Below are 23,140 nucleotides of genomic sequence, written 5' to 3' on the forward strand. Positions count from 1 at the left end.
TGAGGTGATGCGAAGTGACCCCGCACCACGACGCCAGCGTCGAGCGGTCGAGATCAATGCCGGACCGGGCGAAGATCTGGCTTTGCCGGTAGAGCGGCAAGTGATCGCAAAATTTGGCGACAGCGACATGGGCCATGAGCGCCTCGGTCGGCAGACCGCCCTCGACCAGATGGGGCGGCGCCGGCGCCTGGAGGATACCGGCATCACAGCGGCTGCAGGCATAACGCGGGCGAACGGTGACGATGACCCGGAACTGGGCCGGAATGACATCGAGCCGTTCGCTGCGGTCTTCGCCGATGGCCACCAGCTTGGTGCAACCACAGGCGCAGATCTTGTTATCAGGCTCGATGACCTGTTCGATGCGCGGCAGGTTGGCTGGCAGGTTGCCGCGGTTGCGCTTGGCGCGCTTGCGCCGGGGCTTGCCGTCCGGTGTTGGCAGCTGGTCGATGGCTTCCTGGGTCTCAGCCGCGGCGATCTCCAGGTCTTCGAACGCCAGTTGCCGTTCGTCTTCGCTGAGCTTCTCAGACTTTTTACCAAAGCGCGCGTGGCGCAACTCGGCGATCAGATGCTCTTGCCGAGCGGTCAGATGCTTCAGCTCTGCGATTATCACGTCTTGTGCGGCAGTGAGCTCGGTCAGGTGCGCAACTTGCGCCTGCAGGCTCGCGATCACCTGCCGCGCTTCAGGCGACAAGGCGTCCAGATCGACCGGCAAGGCGCTGTCTGCGGACATGGCCGTTCATAGCGCAAATCGTTGATAAATGACAGCAATATCGGTCCACGAGAGTCACTCTGCCACACGCGGCAGGCATGTGGTTGGCACTGCGATCCGGCGCCAGTCGAGGCCGGCAAACAGGGCCTGGAACTGCAACTTCGTGAGCCCCATCACGGCATCGCCCGGCCTGGGCCAGATGAAGCTGCCTGCTTCCAGGCGCTTGTAGCTCATCACGATGCCGTTGCTGTCCCAGTAGAGGATCTTGAGCCGGTCACTGCGACGGGCACGAAAGACCAGCACGAGACCCTGCGTTGGGGCAAAGCCCAGCGCCATCTGGGCATAGGCGGCAAGGCCGTCGTGGCCGCGACGGAAATCCACCGGCCGGGTAGCAACCATGATCCGCAGCCCGGAGTCTTCCAGCGGGGTCACAGCGCGGAACGCAGCGCTGCAACAAGGGCGGCAGCCTGATGCGCTGGAAAGCCTTCTGGCACATGCAGGGTCAGATCGCTGACGCAGAGACGCAACTCTGCTGCCGCGCTGCGCTGGCTCTGATCGTTTACCGCTGCGTCGGACTGCACCGAGATCGGCACGAAGGCCGGCAGGTCCCGATCGGCAAGAGCCAGCTGGCCTCTGCGGGCAAGCGAACGCCAAGCCGATATATGGTTGGGCAGCAATCCATGGCGCGCTGCCACCTCGATCACCTTGGCGCCAGGCAGCAGCGTCTCGGCAACAATCCGCGCCTTCAGATCGTCAGGCCAGCGCCTGCGACCCGTGGGACCAGGCACAACCTCAATCGGCCGCGCCCGGTTCGTAGAATACATCGATAGCTCCGGTTGTAGCTTCATACATCGCGCCCTGCGTCACATCACAAAGCGTGAGTGCCACAATCAGCAAAACCCAGAAACCGCGGTGCCCAGCCATCGCTTACGCAGATCAGACTGGCACAAATGGCCATGGACAGATTTATGTCGTCCCTGAGGACAAGGTCGGTGACCTACCGGCCCTCATGAGGGAGCACGGCGTGAACGACAAGCTGGCTGATGTTATTTTTCTGGAGCTGCAGGCCTATCTTGAAGGGGTGCTGCGCATGTTGAGGGCAGAGCTTCACCAGGCAGGGTTCTTCGAAAGTTAACCCAGCTTCTGAACAACTACCCTCGGCCGTGTACTTACCGAGATAGATTTCATCGCCTAGCCCGCCATCACTCTGAATTCGTTTACAAATTTCACTAAACCTTTTTGTTTCAGATCCTTGTTATCACCGATCAACTCCACAAGCTCATCCAGCCAAACCCTATCCCGCGTACGATCCAAGAACCCAATCGCCGCCGATATCTCGCCGTCAGTAGGTTGGTAGCTCGCCCTCACCAAATCCGGTCTTACAGCCCGCTGATAGTCCCACGGAACGTCTCTCATGTCCTTGAGTGCCCATGACTGCCATATCCCGGCTTTCTGCGCAGCCTCGACGAACAGGTCGGGCCAGCCCCACAGCAGCCATGCGACCATTGCAAAATGGTCGTGCCGCGCTGACGGCGTCAGATATTCGATGCCCCCCGCCGGCTCGATGGGCCCACCCGGCATCCGATGCGCCCATCGATGCTCGCCGATCGCACGCAGGAACCGCGTCCTGCGCGGCCCATGTGAAACCAGCGACAGCAACTGACGCACGAGCAAGAAGTAGCGCGGCGCGAAATGCACCACGCCTTGACCAAGCACGGCCCAGCCATTCTTGATGGCGAGCTCGAACCCAGCCTGCAGGCGCAGCACTTCCGGGTCTGCGACTCGCGTGACAGCATCACGCAACGCACATTCGCATTTCCAGCACCGATCCAGCCTCGGTGAACGGTGTGCAGCTACGCTTTCACCGCAGTCAGGGCAGCGGTCAGCCAACACCACCTCATGCCGCACGCACACCGATGACGTGGCAATCCGCCAAGCCCGCCGGAAGTAGGGCCGCTCATCCTCCGCAAGGCATTTTGGGCAGAATTGTTGGCCAAACGACTGGCGGCTTCGGTGCCGAACCCCGACCGGCATGATCCAGGGCGCAAACCCCTGCGCGTTCATTTCGCCGAACAGGCTGCCGGCATATCCGCCAAGCGTCGTCTGATATGCCCGCGCAAGCGGTATGCCGGTCCCTTCCGCCATGCCGGTGATAATGTTGGCCGGCGCCATCCGATCGATGTCCCGCGTCAGCGCCGGCGGCTTGGAGCGCCAGTAGGTGTGCGTGAAGTCGTAGGGCTTCATCAGCATCCCGGCGGCGGTTCGGAGCATCCAGGATGACAGCAGTTCGTCCGGGAGCGGCTCAGGGCGGAACGCAAAGGGCGCAATCGTCGCCATCACCTATGCGTGCCACCGCCTGAGGCGGCGCTGCTGGCTCTTTGCAAAATCAAGGCTTTGGAGAGTTTCCTGCGTAATCTGCTCTTCGCCGGTTTCTACGGCTTTCACAGCTGCGCTGCTCAACAGTATCGACACGTCACCAATCAAACCCCGCGTGAGATTGAAGATAACAGTGCAAAGTGGGGCGTCAGCCAGGTTTGAGGCCTTCCGCAGCGGGATCCTTGTTTCAAAGTTGTAGAGCATGTCCTGGAAATCGCCGTTTGCTGAAGCGAAACGGTTCATTTCAATGTGAGTGAAGCGTGTGCTGAGCTCGGGATCCTTGTCGATGATTTTGACGGCCTTTTCGGTTCCCGCCAACACCATCGGCCGCTGGATCGTGGCACCGACGTCTTTGAGCGTGGCGCCGAAGGTGCGAATGCCGACTTCTTCAGGGTCACTGCTGTGAAACTCATCAAAGATGGGCAGCCGCACGCCGCATCGCCGCATCATCTCGACGGCATCATGGGACAAGCGATGCAATGACCGTTCCCTGCGGTCTTTCCGGCCCAGAGCTTCCAGGATACGCACATAGAATGTCGCTTCATCAGTGACCGGCGTTCTGATGCGAAATGACGGGATGTTGGCATATTCTGACGATAGCCGGGGCTTTGTTGCGCGTGCCTCCCGCATAACGTCGTTCACGTAGTGCTGAAGCGTCTTCGACTTTCCAACAGAAGACTCCCCGCTGATCAGCAGGTTGTTCTGCCGCTCCTTATCTGGCTGGCTGGCCATGTGTTTCAAGGCCTGGAACACCGGCTCAAGGATATCCAGGTTGATGAAGATGTCCTCCCAGCGTGCGAGGATACGTTCCTCTGCGGGGAGGCCCAGCAGGTCGTGGAGGTCTTCATCAAGGTTTTCGTTCAAAATAGCACCGTGCGCTTCTTGAACCGCTGCGATGCCGGCGGCAGTGCGGGCTTCTCAGGCGTTTTCGTTGTTTCATCCCCCGGGCTGTCATCGACGGCCAGCGGATCTGAAGACGGCTTGCCACTGACAACGCGGACCAGATCCTCATCCGCGGACTTCATCTTCAGGCCATGCTTCAGGCGTTCCTTGCCCTTTCTCGCGCTTTTGGTTGCATCGATCGCGTTGGCCTGGATCTCATTGAGTCGAATCCGGTAACGGTTGATCGTCTCTTCCGAGCGTTCGCCTTTGGGCACTTTTTCCTTGGACTGGCGCCACTTCCAGAGTGGGATAGCTTCGCTGTGTCGTTCAGCGCATTGCAGCTTGCTGTAATTGCCGGTGATCGGATTGAGCATGTAGATGGTGGTGATGTCACGTGGGTCGCGCCGCACTTCCAGCTTGACGCTGTTTTTGGTGATATCGAGCTCCTTCTTGAGGCTTGATAGCTCGGCATTGTCATACATCATGTAATCCCAGACCACACCGTCGCGCCCAAGCGCGACATCCTTGAACGGCAAACACTCCACCAGTAGCCGCTCGGGGTTCACCGGTATCTGTTTGAGCTCGTTGATCTGCTGGCCATTCCGGTCGAAGAAGTAGGATTTCCAGACATCCATGGGACTTCGGTCGCCCAGCGAAGGGCTCGCCGTGAGGGCATGTGCCAGAAGAATGGTAACGATGATCTCTTCAAATTCTTCGATCGTGTATGTCGGCTCAACGGCCTTGGCATGGGGCCGGTTCATCGGATTGAAACCCGTCGAACCGGGGATATGGTAGAGCTTGGTTGCCAGCATCTTGAACCGGCTCTCGATGCTTCCGCCAAAGTGCGGCTCCCGGACCGGCCGATGGATGATCTCGAATTTGTTGTCGCGTATTGCCAGATTCTCCAACACCGTGCCGCGAAATTCGAGGGCGTTGTCGAGGTGCAGGATCGAAGGAAAACCCCACACTGGCCATTCGCCGTCGATCTTCAGCCGCTTGAGGATCTCGTCTTTGGGCAGGGCGCCGCGCATAATGGCAAGCGCGGCGGTGCTGGCGCTGGGCGGATCAAACGACAGATAATACCCATATGGCATTCGGGTGGTCGTGCAGCTGGCAAGGGCAAGATAGGGTCGACCGATTGGTTGTCGTGTTGCCGAGTCGACAAGCAAGACGTGTGCTTCCCAGAAGTCCATCTGAACGCAGTGCAGAGGTCCGGTGCTGAGTGGATTGGACCCCATATATTGGCCGAAGTGACGGCGAACATACTTGGACCCCTTGCGTCCCTTGGCAATGATATCGGCTCTCATCCGCCGGATCCGCCGGGTGAAAACGTCATAGCTCGGCACTTCGCAGTCGTAGGCACGGCAAAATTCTGGGAGGTTTTGCTCGTAAACGTGCCGCGCCGTCGGCTCGCTCCTGACGGCGTACTTGTTGAGGATGCAATCCGACATGGCCTTCTCGACCTGTTCGGAACCAAGCCGACTTTTGTTCTTGCCACCTGATGGGATGCGCGGAGCAAGTGAAGACAGTTCAGGGTAGGCTCTCCAATTATGAATGAGCCTGTATGCAGTGGCGGCACTGAGCCGGGCACTGGGAGGAGCAGCCTTGATCGCGGCGCGCATTTCGTTGCCGTATTGTCCGGATTTCAAAAACGGCTTCAGCACATCGAAGCGCTGTTGTGCCACCTGCAGCTGCCAGGGCTTCAGCGCTGCTACTGCTGGCGGCGCTGGAATGGCCGGCTTTTCGCCTTCGAGCTCACTTACTGGAACCGAGACAGGTTCGCCTGCTCCGTCAGCCAGGAAACCGACCTGAGAGAAACCGACCACCGTCGTGATCGTGCCGGGCTTGCCTTTCCACCAAGCCTTTTTTCCAGAACGGATTTCCGTCAGCATTCGATATTGTCCCTTATTGAGGTCAAGCTTGTCCACCATTGGAGGGGGGTGTCATCGCAAATCGTCAGCGGGTCCGCGGCCTGAAGGCAGCCACACCCAATCCAGAACCAGATCGCGTTGTCGCGCTGCCGGGGCCATTCGAAGGCCGGGGTCAACGCGTCTTTGAGTGCTTTGAGCGTGATCGTGCCGCCAGCGTCGGAGATCGCCTTTCGCACAGCAAGGCCTGCGTCCCTCGAAGGTTCGCCGGCACGAAGACCTTCAACCACCAGCTTGGCCGGTTCCAACAGAGGCCCGCGGATGTAGCGGTCGGTCACGACCTTGAAGGCGATGCCTTCCTCTTCGAAGTAGGCCCGCGCAGCCCGCAGCTTGGGAGCAAGCTCGTCAAATTTGGCCCGCAGAACCTCGAACGGCTTCACCTCGAAAATCGCACGCGAAACCCCAAACGGAAGATCAACGCCCTCGCGCCACTCGACCTCCACGTCGGGCGTGTACGGCCGCTTTTTTCCATTGACCTTCAGCTGGACGGTCCGGGGCTGCGTCTTGACCGCCCTCAAGTGCCCATTGGCTTCCAGCAAATACAGGAAGTCGCGTTCGAGCAGCGATTCAAACGCCACCTTTCCGGGAAGGTGACGCGACGCCATCTTCCCGCTGAGGGATTGCCTTGTAGGCGGTATCTTTCGCATGGCAGATTTTCTCATTCACTCTTCATATACGCAGGATTGTCTCATCCACTTTGCTTCAAAACACCTCTCAGACTGGTCGAAATGGGCCCGTTTGGCCACCTATTGTCTCATACACTATCATTTCCGGCATTGGTGGGCGGCGGTGCCAAGGCGCGTCCCGGCGAGGTCAGCCTCGCCCATCTTGGTGTCCTCTTCCTCGACGAACTTCCCGAATATCAACGCGGCGTGCTCGATTCGCTGCGCCAACCGCTGGAAACCGGCCAGGTGCAGGTGGCGCGCGCCGCCGCGCACGTCACCTATCCGGCGCGCGTGCAACTGATCGCCGCGACGAACCCGTGCCGCTGCGGCCATCTGGCTGATCCCGGCCTAGCCTGCGCCCGCGCCCCGCGCTGCGCCGCCGATTATCAGAGCAAATTGTCCGGGCCATTGCTCGATCGCATCGATCTGCATGTTGAGGTGCCGGCGCTTTCGGCCGCCGATCTCACACTGCCGCCACCGGCTGAAAGCAGCGCACAGGTCGCTGCCCGTGTCGCCGCCGCGCGGGCCCGGCAGACAGCGCGCTATGCCGGCACTGCCACCCGCATGAATGCAGAGGCTGACGGCGAAAATCTTACCGCCCATTCAACTCCCGATGCCGAAGGCCAGCGTCTGCTCACCCAGGCTGCCGACACGTTGCGCCTGTCGGCGCGCGGCTTTGCCCGGGTGCTGCGCGTTTCCCGCACCATCGCCGATCTGGCCGGCAGCGAGGGCGTGGCGCGCATCCATGTTGCCGAGGCGCTGTCCTACCGCCGCCGGCCGCCGGTGAATTGATGGAACAATCGCCGCTCCACTGGATGCTGACGCCGCTGCGGCGCGGCCTCGATTTCCGGGGCCGCTCGCGCCGGGCCGAATTTTGGTGGTTCACCCTGTTCTGGGCGGTGGTGGCCGGCGTGGCAGCAACGATCGACGTGATGCTGCTCGGCGCCGATCTGCTGGCCGACATCTTCAATGGCAAGCTGCTGCTGGCCGCGATGCTGCTGTTTTTCGTGCCGCATCTCGCCGTCAGCGTGCGCCGACTGCACGATCAGGGCATGAGCGGCTGGTGGTATCTGGTGACCCTGCTGCCCACCATCGGCACGCTGATCAACATCTGGTGGATGACCCGTCCCGGCACCCCCGGTGACAACCGCTTCGGCACCGACCCGCTGCCGGCGCCGGAAAACCCGACGCTCTATTTCTGAACCGCCGCATCCGGCTGGTCGGTGCCGGCATCCCATTTGGCGATCACGGCGGTGGCCACTGCATTGCCGATCACGTTGGTGGCGCTGCGACCCATGTCGAGGAAATGGTCGACCGCCAGGATCAGCAACAGGCCGGCTTCGGGAATGTTGAAATAGGGCAGCGTCGCCGCGATCACCACGAGGCTGGCGCGCGGCACGCCGGCAATGCCTTTGCTGGTGATCATCAACAGGCCGAGCATGGCGATTTCCTGGCCCAGCGACAGATCAATGCCATAGGCCTGCGCGATGAAGATGCTGGCGAAGGCGCAGTACATCATCGAACCGTCAAGATTGAAGCTGTAGCCCAAAGGCAGCACGAAGCTGGCGATGCGCGACGGCACGCCAAAGCGCTCCAGCGCGTCGAGCAGTTTGGGATAGGCAGCTTCGGAGGAGGCGGTGGCGAACGTAATCAGGAACGGTTCGCGAATGGTCGGGATCAGCCGCTTCACCTCGCCAAAGCCCAGCACGAACGCGCCGGCGCCCAACAGGAACGCCCACAACACCGCCAGCGCCAGGTAAAATCCGCCGACGAACTTGCCGAAGGTGACCAATATGCCCAGCCCCTCCACCGCGATGGAACTGGCGATGGCGGCAAACACCGCGAACGGCGCCACCTTCATCACATAGCCGGTGATCACCAGCATCATGTGCATGATGGCATCCAGGCCCTTGTTGATGGGTTCTGCGCGTTCACCCATCTGGATCAGCGCCACGCCGGCAAACAGGCTGAAGATCACGATCTGCAGCACTTCGTTGGTGGCCATCGCCTCGATGATGGATTTCGGGAAGATGTGCCCGATGAATTCCTTCAGGTTGAAAGCCTTGTTGGCAACCCCCGATGCCGCATCGATCGCCGGCAGCGGCAAGCCAACCCCCACGCCGGGCGCCAGCAGATTGACCATCAATATGCCCAACCCGAGGCTGAACACGGATGCCGCAATGAACCAGGCAAGGGTGCGCACGAAGGTGCGGCCCACCGCCCCGCCCGAACCCATGTGGGCGATACCAACGGTGAGCGTTGCCAGCACCAGCGGCGCGATGATCATCTTGATCAGCCGCAGGAACACATCGGTGATGATCGACAGATAGCCGGCGATCTCCTTGGCCTGCTCCGCCGACACGCTGGCATTGATCGCCCAGCCGACGCCAAGCCCGGCCACAAGGCCGATCAGGATCCAGCGGGTGAGCGAGTTGGTGGGCTTCATGGTTGCCTGACTTCGGGCAGCGCCTTGGCGCCGTCAAGCCGGAAACCGAGCGCAAAGGCTTGCAGCCGGCGCGCGTGCGGCGCAGTCTTGGGTCATGATCCGCACACTCGCCGCCATCCTCGCCCTGTCCTGCACTGCCTTTCCCGCGCATGCCGCCCCCGGCGACGCCGGGGAGGCCAAGCGACTGTTGATGGACAGTGTTGGCATCGCCAGCGTCAAGGGCCGCGGCCAGACCCCTGCGCTGGCCCGCTTCTATCGCGATGCGCTGGTGCAGGCCGGCTTCAACGCCGCCGATATCCAGATCGACGAACTGGCCAGCACCGCCAATTTCCATTTCGTCTGGCGCGCTGCCGGCAAGGCGAAGGCCAAGCCCATGGCGCTGACCGGCCATCTGGACGTGGTGGAAGCCAATCCAGCCGATTGGGAACGGCCGCCGTTCACCGCTGTGGCCGAAAACGGCTATATCTTCGGCCGCGGCGTGCAGGACAACAAGTTCGATGTCGCCGTGATGATCGCCACGCTGGTGCAGTTGAAGGCCAGCGGTTTCAAGCCGGCGCGCGATATCCACCTGTTCCTTTCGGGCGACGAGGAGACCGACGGCATCGCCAGCGCCGTGCAGGCCAAACAGGCCGCCGCGCTGGGCATCGAATTCATGCTGAACAGCGATGGCGGCGGTGGCGGGTTGGACGCCCAGGGCAAACCTTTCTTCTACAAGTTGCAGGCGGCCGAAAAATCCTATGCCGATTTCCAGCTGACCATCACCGATCCCGGCGGCCACAGTTCCACTCCCACCGCCAGCAATGCCATTGCCCGCATCGGATTGGTGGCAGCGCGCATCGCCGGGCACCGCTGGCCGGTACAAATCAACGACATCACCCGGGCATCGCTGGCCGAGGCCGGCCGGCAGCGCACCGATGCGCTGGGCGAAGCGGTGCGCCGCTTTGCCGCCAATCCGGATGATGCAGGGGCCGTTGCTGCCCTGCGCGCCAATCCCGGCACCATCGGCCAGATCGCCACCACCTGCGTGCCCACCATGATCACCGGCGGCCACGCCCCCAACGCGCTGCCGCAGCGCGTCACGCTCACGGTCAACTGCCGCATCTTCCCGGGCACCAGCATCGCATCGGTGCAGGCCGAACTGGCGCGCATCGCCGAAGATCCGAGCGTGACCTTCGCCACCGGCACCGATTGGCCGGTCACGCCGGCGTCACCACTGCGGCCCGACGTGACGGCCGCCGTGCAGGCCGCCGTTTCAACACGGGCGCCCGGCCTTGCCGCCACCCCCGGCATGGACGCCGGCGCCACCGACAGCGTGTTCTGGCGGGCGCTGGGTATCCCGTCGTACGGCGTATCCAGCCTGTTCATGCGCCAGGAAGACAGTTTCGCCCACGGCCTGAACGAACGCGTGCCGGAAACTGCCATCGCACCGGCCCTGCGCCATTGGGACATCATCCTGCGCCGCCTGGCCGGATAGGCCCTGCCCTCACAACCGGACTGCCCAACCAGCCACAAGGCTGGTGTGCCGCCATGCGTGTGGATGAGCCAAGAATCGCGAATCTAAAACCCACCGGCAACAGAGTCGATGATTCCAGCAACAAAGACTATTTTCAGTAAACAATGGTAAATAATCATTGAATAAATAAGTCGGTTACGAATCGGAGGAATAGTGATAAAAATACAGAGCGCAATTACTTATTAAAAAGGAAGGTTAAGTTTTGATGTTCAGCCGTAGGGGGCTGGGCCTGGCCAAGGATCAGGCCGGCAGTTTGACAACAGTGACGGCATTGCTTATGCCGGCGCTGATGGCTGCTGCCGGTCTTGCCAGCGACACGCTGCACTGGACGCTGCAGCAACGGATCATGCAGCGCCAGGCGGAATTCGCGGCGCTGGCCGGTGCCGAAGCCCTGTCGCAAAATCGCGCTGTCGTCGAAACGGTGCACGCCCAGTTGGCCAGCGAGGGACAGTCGGCGCTGAACCTCACTCCGATTATCGAACAGGGGCCATCATCCGGGCCGTTCGCGGGCGATCCGCTTGTGGTGCGCGTGCGGCTTTACCGCATCGCCCACCTGCCCTTTGCCGGCCTGTTCTCGTCGGCCGGCGTGCCGATCAGCGTCGAAGCCACGGCCGGCCTGGTGGAAGAGCGCATGGCCGGCGCGATCCACTGCGACGGCTGCACTGCAACGTACGAGGTTGGAGCCGGCCCGACGGCGTGAGAGTCGGCAAAATCCTTACCAGTAAATTACGATTGTTAACAGTTCTGTTTACCATTTTTCGAATCAAGCGGCACCGCAACGCGGCCAGATCTGTGACGAGTGCGCCAAACTGCACATTTTCATCAACAAATCATAGGCAATCAGACACTGAAATTGCCGCTTTCTCCATGATGATTGGCAGTGCAATCGGGAAAAATGCAGCGATTAACCCAAAATTGACTCATGATCGGGTAATGAGACCAGTCGTAGGAGCCAGTTTCGTGGCGTAACAACAGGGCGTGAATGTAATGGGCGGCTTTTGGGTGCGCCGGCTGCAGACAAGCCGGCGGGGAAATATCGCAACGTTGACGGCATTGATGATGCCGGTGCTGATCGGTTCGGCTGGTCTGGCCAGCGACACGATCCAATGGACGTTGACCAAGCGCATGATGCAACGCGCCGCCGATTCGGGCGCCATCGCCGGCGCATATCAGCTCAGCCAGACGACGGGCCTTGGCAGTCAGGCCGTGCAAGCGGCCGCATTGGGCGACATCACCCGCAATGGCGGCTTCTCCATGTCCATCACGCCGGTGATCAACAGTCCGGCCACGTCCGGCAGTTTCCGCGACGCCTCTGCGGCGGTGGAGGTGATCCTGGCCACCGACATGAACCTGCCGTTCACCGGCATGGTGATGCGCGGCCCGATGCGCATCAGCGCTCGCGCCGTGGCCGAAATCGTGGGCAATGGCGATTATTGCGTGTTGGCCCTCGAAAACACCAATACCCCCGGCATTCCGATCGGCGGCAGTGCCACGGTGAACCTGGGCTGTGGCATGATGAGCAATGCGCCCAGCACGACCAGCATCATCGCAAACGGCGCCAGTTTCGTCACGGCCAGCCCGGTGGCGGCAGTGGGCAATGTGCCGCCCGGCAATTATGCCACCGGCACCGTTCGCCAGGAATATGCGCTGCCCCTGCGCGATCCCTATCGCAATCTGCCCGATCCGCCCAACATCGCCAGCAGCAACAACGATGCGAGGGTGCAGCCAAACCGCTCCAACACGTTTGGCGCGGGCACCTACCGGAATATCGACGTCAGCGGCACCGCAACCTTCAACCCCGGCGTCTATTATGTGACGGGCAGTGTGAATTTCGGCAGCCAGGCAAACGTGACAGCCAACGGCGCGGTGTTCATCCTCACCGCCACCAACGCCGCCAGCAACACCAGCAACGTGGCCACGGTCAGCATGCAAGGCGGTGCGCGTCTCAACATGACGGCGCCCAGCACGGGCACCTATGCCGGCATCCTGTTCTATCAGGATCGCCGCGCCAGCAACATGGCCACCAACATCATCAACGGCAACAGCACCAGTCTGCTGCAAGGCGCGCTCTATTTCCCGCGCCAGGAACTGCAGATGAACGGCACCAGCGGCATGAACACCCGCTGCATCCAGATCGTGGCGCGTCGCGTCGATTGGCGCGGCAACACCAATATCCAGAATGTCTGCCCGGCCAACAGCGGTGCCAGCTCGTTCAGCGGCACACAGATCAAACTGGTGGCATGATGCAGGCCCGGCGTCTCCTTACCCGCTTGCGTGGCTGCAGCGCCGGCGCTGCCGGTGCCGAAATGGCGCTGATTGCCCCAGTGCTGGCCGGGCTGCTGTTCGTTGGCATGGATGTGGGCCTGGCCTTCTGGGAAAAGCATCAACTGGAACAGGCGGCCCAGCGCGGGATCGAACTGGCCGTGGCGCCTGGCACCATCGGCACGGGTTCGTTCAGCTACCTCGGTCCGGAAGTACGCGCGGCCTATGGGAAGCCGGTGCAATCCCTGACGGTGGACAACTGGCTGGAATGCAACGGCGTGCGCCAGAGCAACTGGAACAGCTTCTGCCCGGCCGGGCAGACCTTTGCCCGCTTTGTTTCAGTGCGGGTGCAGGCCGAATATGTGCCGAATTATTCGTTTGGCGGCCTCTTGCACGGCGATGGCCAGAACGGCGGCTTTATGCTGACCGGTGATGCTGCGGTGCGGCTGCAATGATCCGCACGCTCCGCTCTGTCGCCCGCAACCGCAGCGGCGCCACCGCCGCCGAATTCGCGATGACGCTGCCCTTGTTCCTGGCGTTCGTGTTCGTGTTCTTCGGCATCGGCGCCGTGTTCTGGGCCAATGCCGGCCTGCGCCATAGCGTTGGTGAAGGCGCCCGCATGGCGACCCTGTTTCCGCTCCGCAGCAACACTGCCATCGCCAACACGATCCTTGACAACAGTTTTGGCCTGGGCGGTGTGATGACACAGCCCACGATCACCCCCGGCACTGCCAATGGCCAGAATTTCGTGGACATCACCGTTACGGTGAACCCGCGGTTCAATCTGTTCTTCATCGAGGTGGAGCCGATCACGATGACCGAAACGCGCCGGGTTTACCGCCCCGCCTGATCGCGGCTACTCCGCGCGGGGGTGCGCGGCCGCCCACGCATCCAGCAACTGCGCCGCATCAACCTTGGTATAGATCTGCGTTGACGACAGGCTGGCATGGCCGAGCAGTTCCTGCAGCTGCCGCAGATCAGCGCCCCTCGCCAGCAAGTGGGTCGCAAAACTGTGCCGCAACGCGTGCGGGGTCGCGCTTGCGGCCAGGCCCATGGCGGCGCGGGCTGCCTGCACCGCCCGGCGAACCGTGCCGGGATCGAGCGCGCCGCCCTTCACCCCGCGAAACAGTGGGCCATCTCCCACCAGTTCGAACGGGCATTTTTCCACATAATCCATGATGGCGATTCGCACCTGCGGCAGCAGCGGCACTTGCCTTGTTTTCGCGCGCTTGCCCGTCACGGCGATCACGTCGCCCAGGGGCAGCGCAGCAGCGGTGAGCGACAGCGCCTCGCCAATGCGCAGACCCGCCCCATAGAGCAGCAGCAGCACCGCCGCGTCGCGCGCCGCCAGCCAAGGCTGAGCCGCCGCGTCGCTCACCACATCCACCAGTTGGCGCACATCGGCCGGCGTGACCGCGCGCGGCAGGCGGCGCGGCTGTTTCGGGGCTTTCAGCGCGGCAATGGCATCGCAGGCCAGGCCTTCGTTGCGCCGCGCCCAGGCGAAGAAGCCCTTCAAGGCCGAAACGTCGCGCGCCAGTGACGGTGCCGCCAGGCCTTCACCGCGCCGCAAGGCCAGGAAGGCGCGCAGATCGGCGGCGGTCAGTGTTGCCAGCCGGCCGCCGGTCACCAGCCCGCCAAGGTGGGTGGACAGGAAATCGTCAAACCGATCCAGCGTCAGGCCATAGGCCCGGAGCGTGTGGACAGACAGGCGGCGCTGGTCGCCGGAATAGGCGAGAAAACGGCCGATCAGGCCGGCCAGAGGCTCGGCCGCAGCGCTCAGAGGATTGCCATCACAGAATCGATTGCCCGGTCTTGGCCCAATCGGCATCGAACGCGGCCAGCCCCTTATCGGTGAGGGCGTGGGCGGCGAGCGCGCGGATCACCGCCGGCGGCATGGTGGCGACATCGGCGCCGATGCGCGCCGCCGCCAGTACATGGACAGGGCTGCGCACGCTGGCGACGAGGATTTCCGTCTTGAAATCATAATTGTCGTAGATGGTGCGGATATCCTGGATCAGCTCCATCCCGTCGTGGCCGATGTCATCCAGCCGGCCAACGAACGGCGAAATATACGTCGCGCCAGCCTTGGCCGCGAGCAGCGCCTGGTTGGCCGAGAAGCACAGGGTGACATTGGTCTTCACGCCTTCGGCGGTCAGCGCCTTGCAGGTCTTGAGGCCATCAAGCGTGAGCGGCAGCTTGATGCAGATATTGGGCGCCAGCGCGCGCAGTACGGCGGCTTCGCGCAGCATCGTGGCATGATCGGGCGCGACCACTTCGGCCGACACCGGGCCATCGACCAGCCCGCAGATTTCCTTCACCACTTCCAGGAAGTTGCGGCCCGATTTGGCGATCAGGCTGGGGTTGGTGGTGACGCCATCGAGCAGGCCGGTGGCCGCCAGATCGGCGATTTCGGCAACATCGGCGGTATCGGCAAAGAATTTCATGGCGGCAGCCCAGCATTTGAAGGGAGGATTCGGGGCTGCTTTAACCGATGCCGGCGGGCTTTCCTACCATCGCTTTTGGTCCCGCAGACAACGGCTGTCCTACACGGCGTCGCCATGGTAAATTTTCCCCAAGGGTCGAAGGCAACTTCCATCGGGGGATTTCCGATATGACGACGCTTGAACTCCAGAAAGCCTTGAAAGCCAAGGGCTTTGACCCCGGCGCCATCGACGGCGTCATGGGCCGCGACACGATTGCCGCCATCCGTGCCTTCCAGGCCGCCAACGGCCTGGAGGTCGACGGCATTGCTGGCAAAGACACGCGGGCCAAGCTTGCCGCCACCGAAGTGCAAACCGCGGCAGACCCGATCCACAGCCTGTCGATGCCCTGGTTCATCGAAGCCCAGCGCGCCATCGGCGTGAAGGAAGACACCGGCCCTGGCTCCAACCCGCTGATCATCGGCTGGGCGCGGCGGCTGCGCATCGATTATGCCAAGGATGAAATCGCCTGGTGCGGCCTGTTTGTCGCCCATTGCATCGGCCTCACCCTGCCCGGCGAAGTGCTGACCTCCAACCCGCTGGGCGCCCGCACCTGGACCAAGTTCGGCGTGCCTTGCCCAGTGCCACAGCCCGGCGCAGTGATGACCTTCTGGCGCGGCAGCCGCGATAGCTGGCAGGGCCATGTTGGCTTCTATGTCGGCGAGGATGCCTCGGCCTACCATATTCTGGGCGGCAACCAGGCCGACGCAGTCAACGTGAAGCGCTTCGCCCGCGACCGCTTTCTCACCGCACGCTGGCCAAAAACCGCACCGGCCCCCACCGGCGGCCCGCGCATTTTGCGGGCAGACGGCAGCTTCTCCAACAACGAGCAATAAGGCCGGATGGCCGGAGAACTCAGCCTCCGGCCACCAGCTTCTTGAGCTCGGTCTTCAATATCTTGCCATTCGCGTTGCGCGGCAGCGGTTCGTGGCTGAAATTGATGGCGACCGGCACCTTGAAGGCGGCCTGCCGCGCTGCCACGAAGGCACGCAATTCCTCCTCCGTCGCCGCGCTGCCGGGTTTCAGCGTCACGAAGGCCACCGGCTCTTCGCCCAAACTCTTGTGCGGGCGGCCGACAAGGGCGGCATCCATCACGGCCGGATGCTCGTACATGGCGTTCTCGACCTCCACGCAGTAGATATTCTCGCCGCCACGGATAAGCATGTCCTTGGCGCGGTCGATGATGAAGCAGAAGCCTTCCTCGTCGATGCGGGCCAGATCGCCGGTGCGCACCCAGCCGTCGATGAAGGTCGCCGCCGTCGCTTCAGGCTTGTTCCAGTACAGCTTCACCACGTTGGGGCCATAGCCATAGAGCTCGCCCACCTCGTTGGGCCCCAGCACCTTGCCGTCAGGGTCGCGCACCTGCAGGTCGCACACCGGCACCGGCGGGCCGCAGCTGTCGGGCCGGTGCTCGTAATCCTCGGCCATGTGGTGGGTGAAGGTGGCGCTGGTCTCGGTCATGCCCCAGCCGTTGCCGGGCTTGGCCTTGAACTGGCTGGCGATCTGTCGAACCAGCTCGGGGGCCGAAGGCGCACCGCCATAGCTCACCGATTCCAGGCTCGACAGGTCATATTTGGCGCGGTCGGGATGTTCCAGGATCTGCCAGGCGATGGTGGGCACGCCGCCGGCCGAACTGATCTTTTCGCGCTCGATCAGCTTCATGGCTTCCACCACGTCCCACTTCTTCATCAGCACCAGCTTCACGCCGGCCACCAGCGCCGGGTTGAGCACGGCGTGGCAGCCGGTGGCATGGAAAAACGGGACACTGAGAAGCGTCGCCTTCTGCGGCGCATTCGGATCGGCCGCCGGCGGCTGTTCGCCCCGGCGCAGGAAGCTGCGCACCTGCGATGAGGCGCTGGCCATGATGTTGGAACAGATGTTGCGGTGGGTGCCGAGCGCGCCCTTGGGCTTGCCGGTGGTGCCGCTGGTATAGAAAATCGTTGCGTCGTCTTCAGGCTGAAGCGCCAAGGCATCAGCCGGGATGGCACGGTCCTTCAGCGAGGCCCAGTCCATCGGCCAGCCGATCACCTCTTCCAACCGGCGCGCGCGCGGATCACCAATTTCCAGTTCGCTGGCGCGGGTGACGTAGATGGTTTCCAGATCAGGGCAATTGGGCAGATGTTCGGCGATGCGGTTGTAGCGCTCGGCGTCGATCAGCAGCACCTTGGTGCCGCTGTCGGTCAGGCCATATTCCAGTTCGCCGCCGGTCCACCAGGCGTTGAGCGGCGTCACGATCGCCCCGCACAGGCTGGCGGCATAGAAGGCCACCGGCCATTCCGGCAGGTTGCGCATCACCACCGCCACGCGGTCGCCCTTCACCAGGCCATCGGCCTTTAACCGCTCCGCCAGCGCCAGCGTGGCGCGGGCAAAGGCTTCGAACGTCACCCGTTCCTCGTCCAGCACCATGAAGATCTTGTCGCCATGGGCGCGGCCGGCGGCGAAACAATGCGCCAGGCTGGGCGGCGCATTCTTCCAGACCCTTGTGGGCCGGCCCTGGATGGCAACCGTTTCCATCTCCAGCGGCTGCCCAGGCGCGGTGAGCAGCGCGTGGGCTTCGGCAATCGACATGGCGGGCCAGTTGCTCATTAATCAGTTCCCCAAGGCGTTTTTATTGCGGCCACGATGCCGCAAAGCGCAGCGCCCCGCCAGTCTGTCAGAACGGCGCAGTTCCCCTTCAATGTGGGCGGCTTGGCGGCAGCGGATAACCCGCCTAGGCTGCGCCCAAACAAACAAGGGAGATGAGCCATGGCCACGATCGCCAAAACCGCTGAATGGGATGCCCGCGATGCCGCCAGCATGCGGGGCGTGCTTGATGCGCAGCGCGCCAGTTTCACCGCCGAACTGCCGGTGACGGCCGCCACCCGTCGCGACCGGTTGAACCGCGCGCTTGATGTGGTGCTGGCCAACAAGGATCGCTTTGCCGCCGCGATGAGCGAGGATTTCGGCCACCGCTCGACCGAACTCAGCCTGGTCACCGACATCATGGCGTCGATCAAGCCGCTCAAGCATGCGCTGAAGCATCTTGATGCCTGGATGAAGCCCGAAAAGCGCAAGCTGGATTTCCCCATGGGCCTGCTTGGTGCGAAAGCGCGGGTGGAATGGCAGCCCAAGGGCGTCGTCGGGATCCTGTCCCCGTGGAATTTCCCGGTGAACCTCACCTTCGCGCCGCTGGCTGGTGTGCTGGCTGCCGGCAACCGCGCGATGATCAAGCCATCGGAATATACGCCGGTCACTTCGGCGCTGATGAAGGAAGTGCTGGAAGCGGCGTTTGACCAGACCGAAATGGCGGTGATCACCGGCGGGCCGGAAGTGGGCAAGGCGTTCACCGAACTGCCGTTCGATCACATCATCTTCACCGGCGCCACCAGCGTGGCCCGCCACGTAATGGCCGCCGCCGCCAAGAATCTGGTGCCGCTGACATTGGAACTGGGCGGCAAGTCGCCCACCATCATTTCGCGCTCCGCCGATGTGGCGTCGGCCACCGAGCGCGTGGCGATGGGCAAGTTGATGAACGCCGGCCAGATCTGCCTGGCGCCGGATTATTTGCTGGTGCCCGAAGAGAAGGAAGGTGAGATCGTCGAGGGGCTGAAGGCGGCCACAGCCAGGATGTACCCCACCATGCTGGCCAACCCGGATTACACCAGCGTGCTGGGCGCCCGTCACCGCGAGCGGCTGGAAGCGCATGTGGAAGACGCCCGCGCCAAGGGCGCAGACGTTGTGGTGGTGAACCCGGCGAACGAGGATTTCAGCAAGCAGAACACCAACAAGATGCCGCTGCACATCATCCGCGGCGCCACCGACGAGATGACGGTGATGCAGGAGGAAATCTTCGGGCCCTTGCTGCCGGTGCGCACCTACAAGGCGGTGGACGGCGCCATCGATGAGATCAACCGCCGCGACCGGCCGCTGGGCCTGTATTGGTTCGGGCAGGATGAACTGGAACAGCGCCGCGTGCTCGACCGCACGATTTCGGGCGGCGTGACGGTGAACGACGTGATCTTCCACGTTTCGGCTGAAGATCTGCCGTTCGGCGGCATCGGCCCGGCCGGCATGGGCAATTATCACGGCCATGATGGCTTCAAGGAATTCAGCCATCCCAAGGCCATCTACAGCCAGCCCAAGATCGATCTGGCGGGCCTGGCCGGTTTCAAGCCGCCTTATGGCGCGAAAACCGCCAAGGCACTGGCGCGCGAACTGAAGAAATGATCGACCGGCTGGCATGGGCGGCGCTCGCGCTGATCCATGCCTTGCCGGCGCTCGCCCTGTTCAACCCGGCGTTGATCAGCCGGCTTTATGGCGTGGCGCCTGGGGATGGCAGTTTCCTGCTGCTCCACCACCGCGCTGCCCTGTTCGCGTGCATTGTCATCCTGTGCCTGTGGGCGGCCGCCGTTCCCGGCGTGCGCCGGGCGGCGAGCGTCATCACCGCGGTGTCGATGCTGTCATTCCTGATCCTGTGGCAAGGCGCCGGGCGGCCAGCTGCGCTGAGAAGCATCGCGGTGGCTGATCTGGTCGGCCTGGTCCCGCTGGGGCTGGCCTTGTGGAGAGCGTGGCGATGATGACCCTTGCTGGCCATTGCCTGTGCGGCGCGGTGCAGGTGCGGCTGGCCCGCGAACCGCAAGCCGTCAACATGTGCCATTGCGCCGATTGCCAGCGCCGCAGCGGTTCGCCGTTCGGCATGGCGCTGTGGCTGTTGGAGGGCGATGTGGCGATCAGCGGCGAAACCCGCGCCTTCACGCATGGCAGCGACAAGGGCCGTGCGTTGGTCAACCGCTTCTGCCCCAATTGCGGCAGTACCATCTGCTTCACCGCCGCCATCAACCCCGGCCTGATTGCCATCCCGGCTGGCCTCTTTGCGGATCCAAGCACCCCGCCGCCGCTGCGCAGCGTGTACGAGGAACGGCGGCATCCCTGGGTCGCCGTGCCCGATGGCGCAGTACGCCTGCCGCGCGGGCGCGACGGTTAGGCCGGCGGCTGCGTCGCCTTAAAGGCCGGGGTGGCCAGCAGCCCGTCGGTCAGGTCTGCCAACGCCGCGTTGTGCTCGCGCCAGTGCAGATCGGTGAAACGGAAGCTGAGATAATCGCAGGCGACCGCGATGCAGATGTCGCCGAAGCCGCTGCCGCCAACGCGGGTGTTCATCACGCTCAGCGCACGTTCGATGGCGCGATATTGCCGGTCCACCCACGGGCCACTGGTGATACCCTGCGCCATGTTGAACCTGAGGATGATCGCGGCATCGAGCACGCCATCGGCCAGCGCCTCGGTGGTGCGGGCCTGCCAATGATCATGGCCACTCTGTGCCATCAGCTTCTGCCCCGGCACGCTGGCCAGCAGGAAGGCGGCGATCACCGGAGAATCGATGATGGCGCTGCCATCGTCCAGCACCAGCGCCGGCACCTTGCCGAGCGGATTGGCGCTGAGCAGTGACGCCGGATCGGTCATCGGCGCAGTGTCTTCCACTGGCAGTGCGAGGCCCAGTTCATGGGCAATCACCCGCAGCTTGCGGGCATAGGGCGAAGTTGGGGAGGCGAGGAGTTTCACTTTTCCACCTTCAGTTGTTCGACCAGAAAGGCTTCGACCTGGCTCCACACAGGGCTGCCCGGCGCAATCACCTCGAAATGGCCGGTGCCGCCGAGGATGAGAGCGCTGGATTTGTCCTTGCCTTTCCGTGCTTCGGAGACCCACTTTGCCGTGGCTGTGGGCGACAGGAACAGGCTGGCGGATACGAGACCCGATTTCACCCCCAGCGGCAATTGCGCCTGCGGGCTGCCTTCGGCCCAGCGTTTGGACTGATCGGCGGGACGACCGCCAAACATCGCCGTGCCAGCGGGCACGCCGCAGCCCTTCTCGAACGTCTCGATCTCACTGGCCGGATCGCCCGGCCCGTCGATGGCCACAACCGCCCCGATCTTCAGCGGATCGGGTGAGGCGATGTCGCTGTCCTTCGGCAATTTGTGCCGGCTCGCCACCCACAGCGCGGCATGCGCCCCAGCACTGTGACCGGTCACTGCCACGCGGCTGAGGTCGAGCGGGTGGCGTTTGGCGAGGTCGCGCAAGTGATCGGTGGCGGCGGCCCAGTCCTTGAAGGTGCCAGGCCAGCCGGCACCGGGATCGCCGCTGTACTTGCCATCCGGTCCCGTCTCGCCGGCCTGGCGATATTCGATGTTCCAGGTGGCAAAGCCCAACTCCGTCAGCCGGCTGGCCAGCGCCGCGGTGTTCTGGCGGGTGGCAAAGCCCTTCCACCAGCAGCCGCCGTGGATGACGATCACCACCGGGTGCGGGCCGGGACCCGTCGGCAGGCGCAGATCGCCGACCTGAGCTGGTTCCTTGCCATAGGCCTCGGTCAGCGCCGGGGTGGACGACGGCAATTTATCGACATCCGCCGGCCGCATCCGCTGTGCCAGCGCCGGCGTGGCGGCCAGCAAGGCCAGAACAAGGGCAGCGCGCTTCACTTCAGCAGTCCCGCCGCCTCATTCAAGCGGTCTGCATAATCACCCAGCGCCTTGGCCGCGATCCCGGCTTCGCGGGTGGCATCGTCAAAGCGCCGCTCTTCCACCGCTTCGCGCAGGCCCGGCAGCGTCTTGGAGCCATAGCCGGTGAAGCGGCCGGGGGCGTAGAGGATGTTGCGGAACCACGGCCGGAACGGCAGGCCTGATGGGCTGAGCAGCGTCTGCTCGATATCGCGCAACTTGCCGTTGAGCGCGGCGGTTTGCGCCGGCGTCAGACTGCCCTCCTTGGCCGAAATCGCGGCATCAAAGGCCTTGGCGGCGCCGTCCAGCCGGGTGATCGCTGCATCGAGCACGGCCAGATCCAGCGCCGGGGTCGGCGTTTTCGGCAGCGGCGGGCCCAGCGGATCGCGCGGATCGCTGCCCAACCGGTAGATGTCGGCGCTCAGCCCGGCGCGCTTGTCGTCCTCCTTGCGGCGATTTTCGATCAGCGTCTTGATCTCACCGAAATAGCTGCGGGCCGCGCCGGCCACCGGGCCAAAACGCACCGGCAGCGCATCGGCATCGGCCAGCCGCATCACCATCCGGCCCGCCACCTTGGACAGCACCGCGCCATAGACGAGGCCCGGATCATCCCAGCGCACGAAATGATCATAGCTGTCGTAGATCGAGTGATAGGAACCGGCGCTTTCGCCTTCGCCGCCAAAACCGATGTTGATCGATGACACGCCGGCATGGTGGATGAAGGCGGTGTAATCGCTGCCTGAACCCAGCGCGTCCATCGGCTGATCGGCGGCCAATTCAGCGGCGGCCAGTGCTGCGGGGTTGCCGCGCAGGCCGTCGAACGCCTTGGCGCGCACGCCCGCCCGCCAGCGGTCAGCCACGCTGGCGCCGGTCTGCGGATCCTTCACGTCGGCAGCGGCCTTGCCGATCAACGCGGTGAACTGCCCGCTGCCATCGACGCCCAGGAAACCGCGGCCATTGCTGTCGCTGTTGATGTACACCACCGCCTTCTGGCGCAGTTCGGCGATATGCTCCTCCACCCACTCGGTGGAGCCCAAAAGGCCCGGCTCCTCGCCGTCCCAGCTGGCGTAAACGATGCTGCGCTTTGGCCGCCAGCCGGATTTCCACAGTGCGCCCAGCGCCTTGGCTTCGCTCATCATCGCGACTTCGCCCGACAGCGGATCAGAGGCGCCGAACACCCAGCCATCATAATGGTTGCCGCGCACGATCCATTCGTCCTTCTTCGACGATCCGGGCAGCGTGGCGATCACGTTGGAAATGGTCTTCAGCGACCATTCCGATTGCACCTTCAGATGCACCTGCACGCTGTCGTCACCGCCAAACCGGTAATGGAACGGCAGGCCGCCGCGCCAGTCGTTGGGCACGGGCGCGCCCTTCAGGCGGGAGAGGATCTCGGTCGCATCGGCATAGGA

Annotated in this window: 24 protein-coding genes and 1 pseudogene; 11 read left to right on the plus strand and 14 right to left on the minus strand. The window is 63.3% G+C overall.

Annotated features, from left to right (window positions below):
• The 7 genes from RT662_RS06100 to RT662_RS06130 all read right to left on the minus strand — a co-directional run.
• Window positions 1-712: IS66 family transposase zinc-finger binding domain-containing protein (locus tag RT662_RS06100; RefSeq protein ID WP_409530141.1), on the minus strand; the 712-nt coding region annotated here is incomplete at its 3' end.
• A gap of 72 nt (window positions 713-784) precedes the next feature.
• Complete coding sequence (gene tnpB, locus RT662_RS06105; protein ID WP_313669816.1) at window positions 785-1,141, minus strand: IS66 family insertion sequence element accessory protein TnpB; 357 nt, start codon at window positions 1,139-1,141, stop codon at window positions 785-787.
• Entirely contained in the window at window positions 1,138-1,497 is a 360-nt protein-coding gene (gene tnpA, locus RT662_RS06110; protein WP_313669817.1) for an IS66-like element accessory protein TnpA, read from the minus strand. Before tnpA ends, tnpB begins: the two co-directional genes overlap by 4 nt.
• Before the next feature lie 403 nt (window positions 1,498-1,900).
• A complete protein-coding gene (locus tag RT662_RS06115; protein WP_313669818.1) occupies window positions 1,901-3,046 on the minus strand; it encodes a TniQ family protein in 1,146 nt (381 codons plus the stop codon).
• Between the two features lie 3 nt (window positions 3,047-3,049).
• Window positions 3,050-3,949, minus strand: a complete 900-nt coding sequence (locus tag RT662_RS06120; protein WP_313669819.1) for a TniB family NTP-binding protein — start codon at window positions 3,947-3,949, stop codon at window positions 3,050-3,052.
• Window positions 3,946-5,898 (minus strand): Mu transposase C-terminal domain-containing protein, encoded by a 1,953-nt coding sequence (locus tag RT662_RS06125; RefSeq protein WP_313669820.1) that lies wholly within the window; start codon window positions 5,896-5,898, stop codon window positions 3,946-3,948. Before RT662_RS06125 ends, RT662_RS06120 begins: the two co-directional genes overlap by 4 nt.
• On the minus strand, window positions 5,853-6,500 hold the full coding sequence (locus RT662_RS06130) for a Tn7 transposase TnsA N-terminal domain-containing protein (protein WP_313669821.1): 648 nt from the start codon (window positions 6,498-6,500) through the stop codon (window positions 5,853-5,855). The genes RT662_RS06125 and RT662_RS06130 overlap by 46 nt, the downstream gene beginning before the upstream one ends.
• 111 nt (window positions 6,501-6,611) lie before the next feature.
• Between RT662_RS06130 and RT662_RS06135 the strand changes: the two are divergent.
• Together RT662_RS06135 and RT662_RS06140 are read left to right on the plus strand one after the other, a co-directional pair.
• Window positions 6,612-7,352: pseudogene (locus RT662_RS06135) on the plus strand (ATP-binding protein); the annotation flags it as partial.
• Complete coding sequence (locus RT662_RS06140; RefSeq protein ID WP_313669823.1) at window positions 7,352-7,762, plus strand: DUF805 domain-containing protein; 411 nt, start codon at window positions 7,352-7,354, stop codon at window positions 7,760-7,762. The pseudogene RT662_RS06135 and the gene RT662_RS06140, both read left to right, overlap by 1 nt.
• Here RT662_RS06140 and RT662_RS06145 read toward each other — a convergent pair.
• Window positions 7,753-9,006: a dicarboxylate/amino acid:cation symporter gene (locus RT662_RS06145; RefSeq protein ID WP_313669824.1), complete on the minus strand. Its 1,254-nt coding sequence runs from the start codon at window positions 9,004-9,006 to the stop codon at window positions 7,753-7,755. The two genes, RT662_RS06140 and RT662_RS06145, sit on opposite strands and share 10 nt — an antisense overlap.
• Before the next feature lie 94 nt (window positions 9,007-9,100).
• On the opposite strand from RT662_RS06145, the gene RT662_RS06150 reads away from it, so the two are divergent.
• From RT662_RS06150 to RT662_RS06170, 5 genes are all read left to right on the plus strand, one after another.
• Window positions 9,101-10,480 (plus strand): M20/M25/M40 family metallo-hydrolase, encoded by a 1,380-nt coding sequence (locus RT662_RS06150; protein WP_313669825.1) that lies wholly within the window; start codon window positions 9,101-9,103, stop codon window positions 10,478-10,480.
• 244 nt (window positions 10,481-10,724) lie between these two features.
• A complete protein-coding gene (locus RT662_RS06155; RefSeq protein WP_313669826.1) occupies window positions 10,725-11,219 on the plus strand; it encodes a hypothetical protein in 495 nt (164 codons plus the stop codon).
• A gap of 287 nt (window positions 11,220-11,506) precedes the next feature.
• Window positions 11,507-12,763 carry a pilus assembly protein TadG-related protein gene (locus RT662_RS06160; protein ID WP_313669827.1) on the plus strand — a complete coding sequence of 419 codons (1,257 nt, stop codon included), beginning with the start codon at window positions 11,507-11,509 and terminating at the stop codon, window positions 12,761-12,763.
• A 26-nt stretch (window positions 12,764-12,789) separates the two neighbouring features.
• The gene (locus tag RT662_RS06165; RefSeq protein ID WP_313669828.1) at window positions 12,790-13,236 is read left to right on the plus strand and encodes a TadE/TadG family type IV pilus assembly protein; all 447 of its coding nucleotides are present in this window, start codon (window positions 12,790-12,792) and stop codon (window positions 13,234-13,236) included.
• Window positions 13,233-13,631: a TadE/TadG family type IV pilus assembly protein gene (locus RT662_RS06170; RefSeq protein ID WP_313669829.1), complete on the plus strand. Its 399-nt coding sequence runs from the start codon at window positions 13,233-13,235 to the stop codon at window positions 13,629-13,631. Before RT662_RS06165 ends, RT662_RS06170 begins: the two co-directional genes overlap by 4 nt.
• Before the next feature lie 6 nt (window positions 13,632-13,637).
• Here the strand turns inward: RT662_RS06170 and RT662_RS06175 are convergent, their stop codons facing one another.
• Both RT662_RS06175 and fsa read right to left on the minus strand, forming a co-directional pair.
• Complete coding sequence (locus tag RT662_RS06175; RefSeq protein ID WP_313669830.1) at window positions 13,638-14,609, minus strand: tyrosine recombinase XerC; 972 nt, start codon at window positions 14,607-14,609, stop codon at window positions 13,638-13,640.
• The gene (gene fsa, locus RT662_RS06180; protein ID WP_313669831.1) at window positions 14,572-15,225 is read right to left on the minus strand and encodes a fructose-6-phosphate aldolase; all 654 of its coding nucleotides are present in this window, start codon (window positions 15,223-15,225) and stop codon (window positions 14,572-14,574) included. The genes RT662_RS06175 and fsa overlap by 38 nt, the downstream gene beginning before the upstream one ends.
• Window positions 15,226-15,392: 167 nt before the next feature.
• Between fsa and RT662_RS06185 the strand changes: the two genes are divergently transcribed.
• Window positions 15,393-16,097: a TIGR02594 family protein gene (locus RT662_RS06185; protein WP_313669832.1), complete on the plus strand. Its 705-nt coding sequence runs from the start codon at window positions 15,393-15,395 to the stop codon at window positions 16,095-16,097.
• Between the two features lie 19 nt (window positions 16,098-16,116).
• Here RT662_RS06185 and RT662_RS06190 read toward each other — a convergent pair whose 3' ends face one another.
• Window positions 16,117-17,847: a class I adenylate-forming enzyme family protein gene (locus RT662_RS06190; RefSeq protein ID WP_313669833.1), complete on the minus strand. Its 1,731-nt coding sequence runs from the start codon at window positions 17,845-17,847 to the stop codon at window positions 16,117-16,119.
• A 159-nt stretch (window positions 17,848-18,006) separates the two neighbouring features.
• On the opposite strand from RT662_RS06190, the gene RT662_RS06195 reads away from it, so the two are divergent.
• Genes RT662_RS06195 through RT662_RS06205 form a run of 3 tightly spaced genes read left to right on the plus strand, consistent with a single transcriptional unit; the run spans window position 18,007 to window position 20,224 of the window.
• On the plus strand, window positions 18,007-19,467 hold the full coding sequence (locus RT662_RS06195; protein WP_313669834.1) for a coniferyl aldehyde dehydrogenase: 1,461 nt from the start codon (window positions 18,007-18,009) through the stop codon (window positions 19,465-19,467).
• On the plus strand, window positions 19,464-19,817 hold the full coding sequence (locus RT662_RS06200; RefSeq protein WP_313669835.1) for a hypothetical protein: 354 nt from the start codon (window positions 19,464-19,466) through the stop codon (window positions 19,815-19,817). Before RT662_RS06195 ends, RT662_RS06200 begins: the two co-directional genes overlap by 4 nt.
• A complete protein-coding gene (locus RT662_RS06205; RefSeq protein WP_313669836.1) occupies window positions 19,814-20,224 on the plus strand; it encodes a GFA family protein in 411 nt (136 codons plus the stop codon). Before RT662_RS06200 ends, RT662_RS06205 begins: the two co-directional genes overlap by 4 nt.
• Here the strand turns inward: RT662_RS06205 and RT662_RS06210 are convergent.
• From RT662_RS06210 to RT662_RS06220, 3 genes are all read right to left on the minus strand, one after another.
• Window positions 20,221-20,799, minus strand: a complete 579-nt coding sequence (locus RT662_RS06210; protein ID WP_313669837.1) for a glutathione S-transferase N-terminal domain-containing protein — start codon at window positions 20,797-20,799, stop codon at window positions 20,221-20,223. The genes RT662_RS06205 and RT662_RS06210 overlap by 4 nt on opposite strands.
• Window positions 20,796-21,710: an alpha/beta hydrolase gene (locus RT662_RS06215; protein WP_313669838.1), complete on the minus strand. Its 915-nt coding sequence runs from the start codon at window positions 21,708-21,710 to the stop codon at window positions 20,796-20,798. The genes RT662_RS06210 and RT662_RS06215 overlap by 4 nt, the downstream gene beginning before the upstream one ends.
• Window positions 21,707-23,140, minus strand: a 1,434-nt coding sequence (locus tag RT662_RS06220) for a transferrin receptor-like dimerization domain-containing protein (RefSeq protein WP_313669839.1), incomplete at its 5' end; no start/stop codon positions are given. The genes RT662_RS06220 and RT662_RS06215, both read right to left, overlap by 4 nt.

The organism is Sandarakinorhabdus sp. (genome assembly GCF_032115815.1).
In the GTDB taxonomy this organism is placed as follows: domain Bacteria; phylum Pseudomonadota; class Alphaproteobacteria; order Sphingomonadales; family Sphingomonadaceae; genus Sandarakinorhabdus.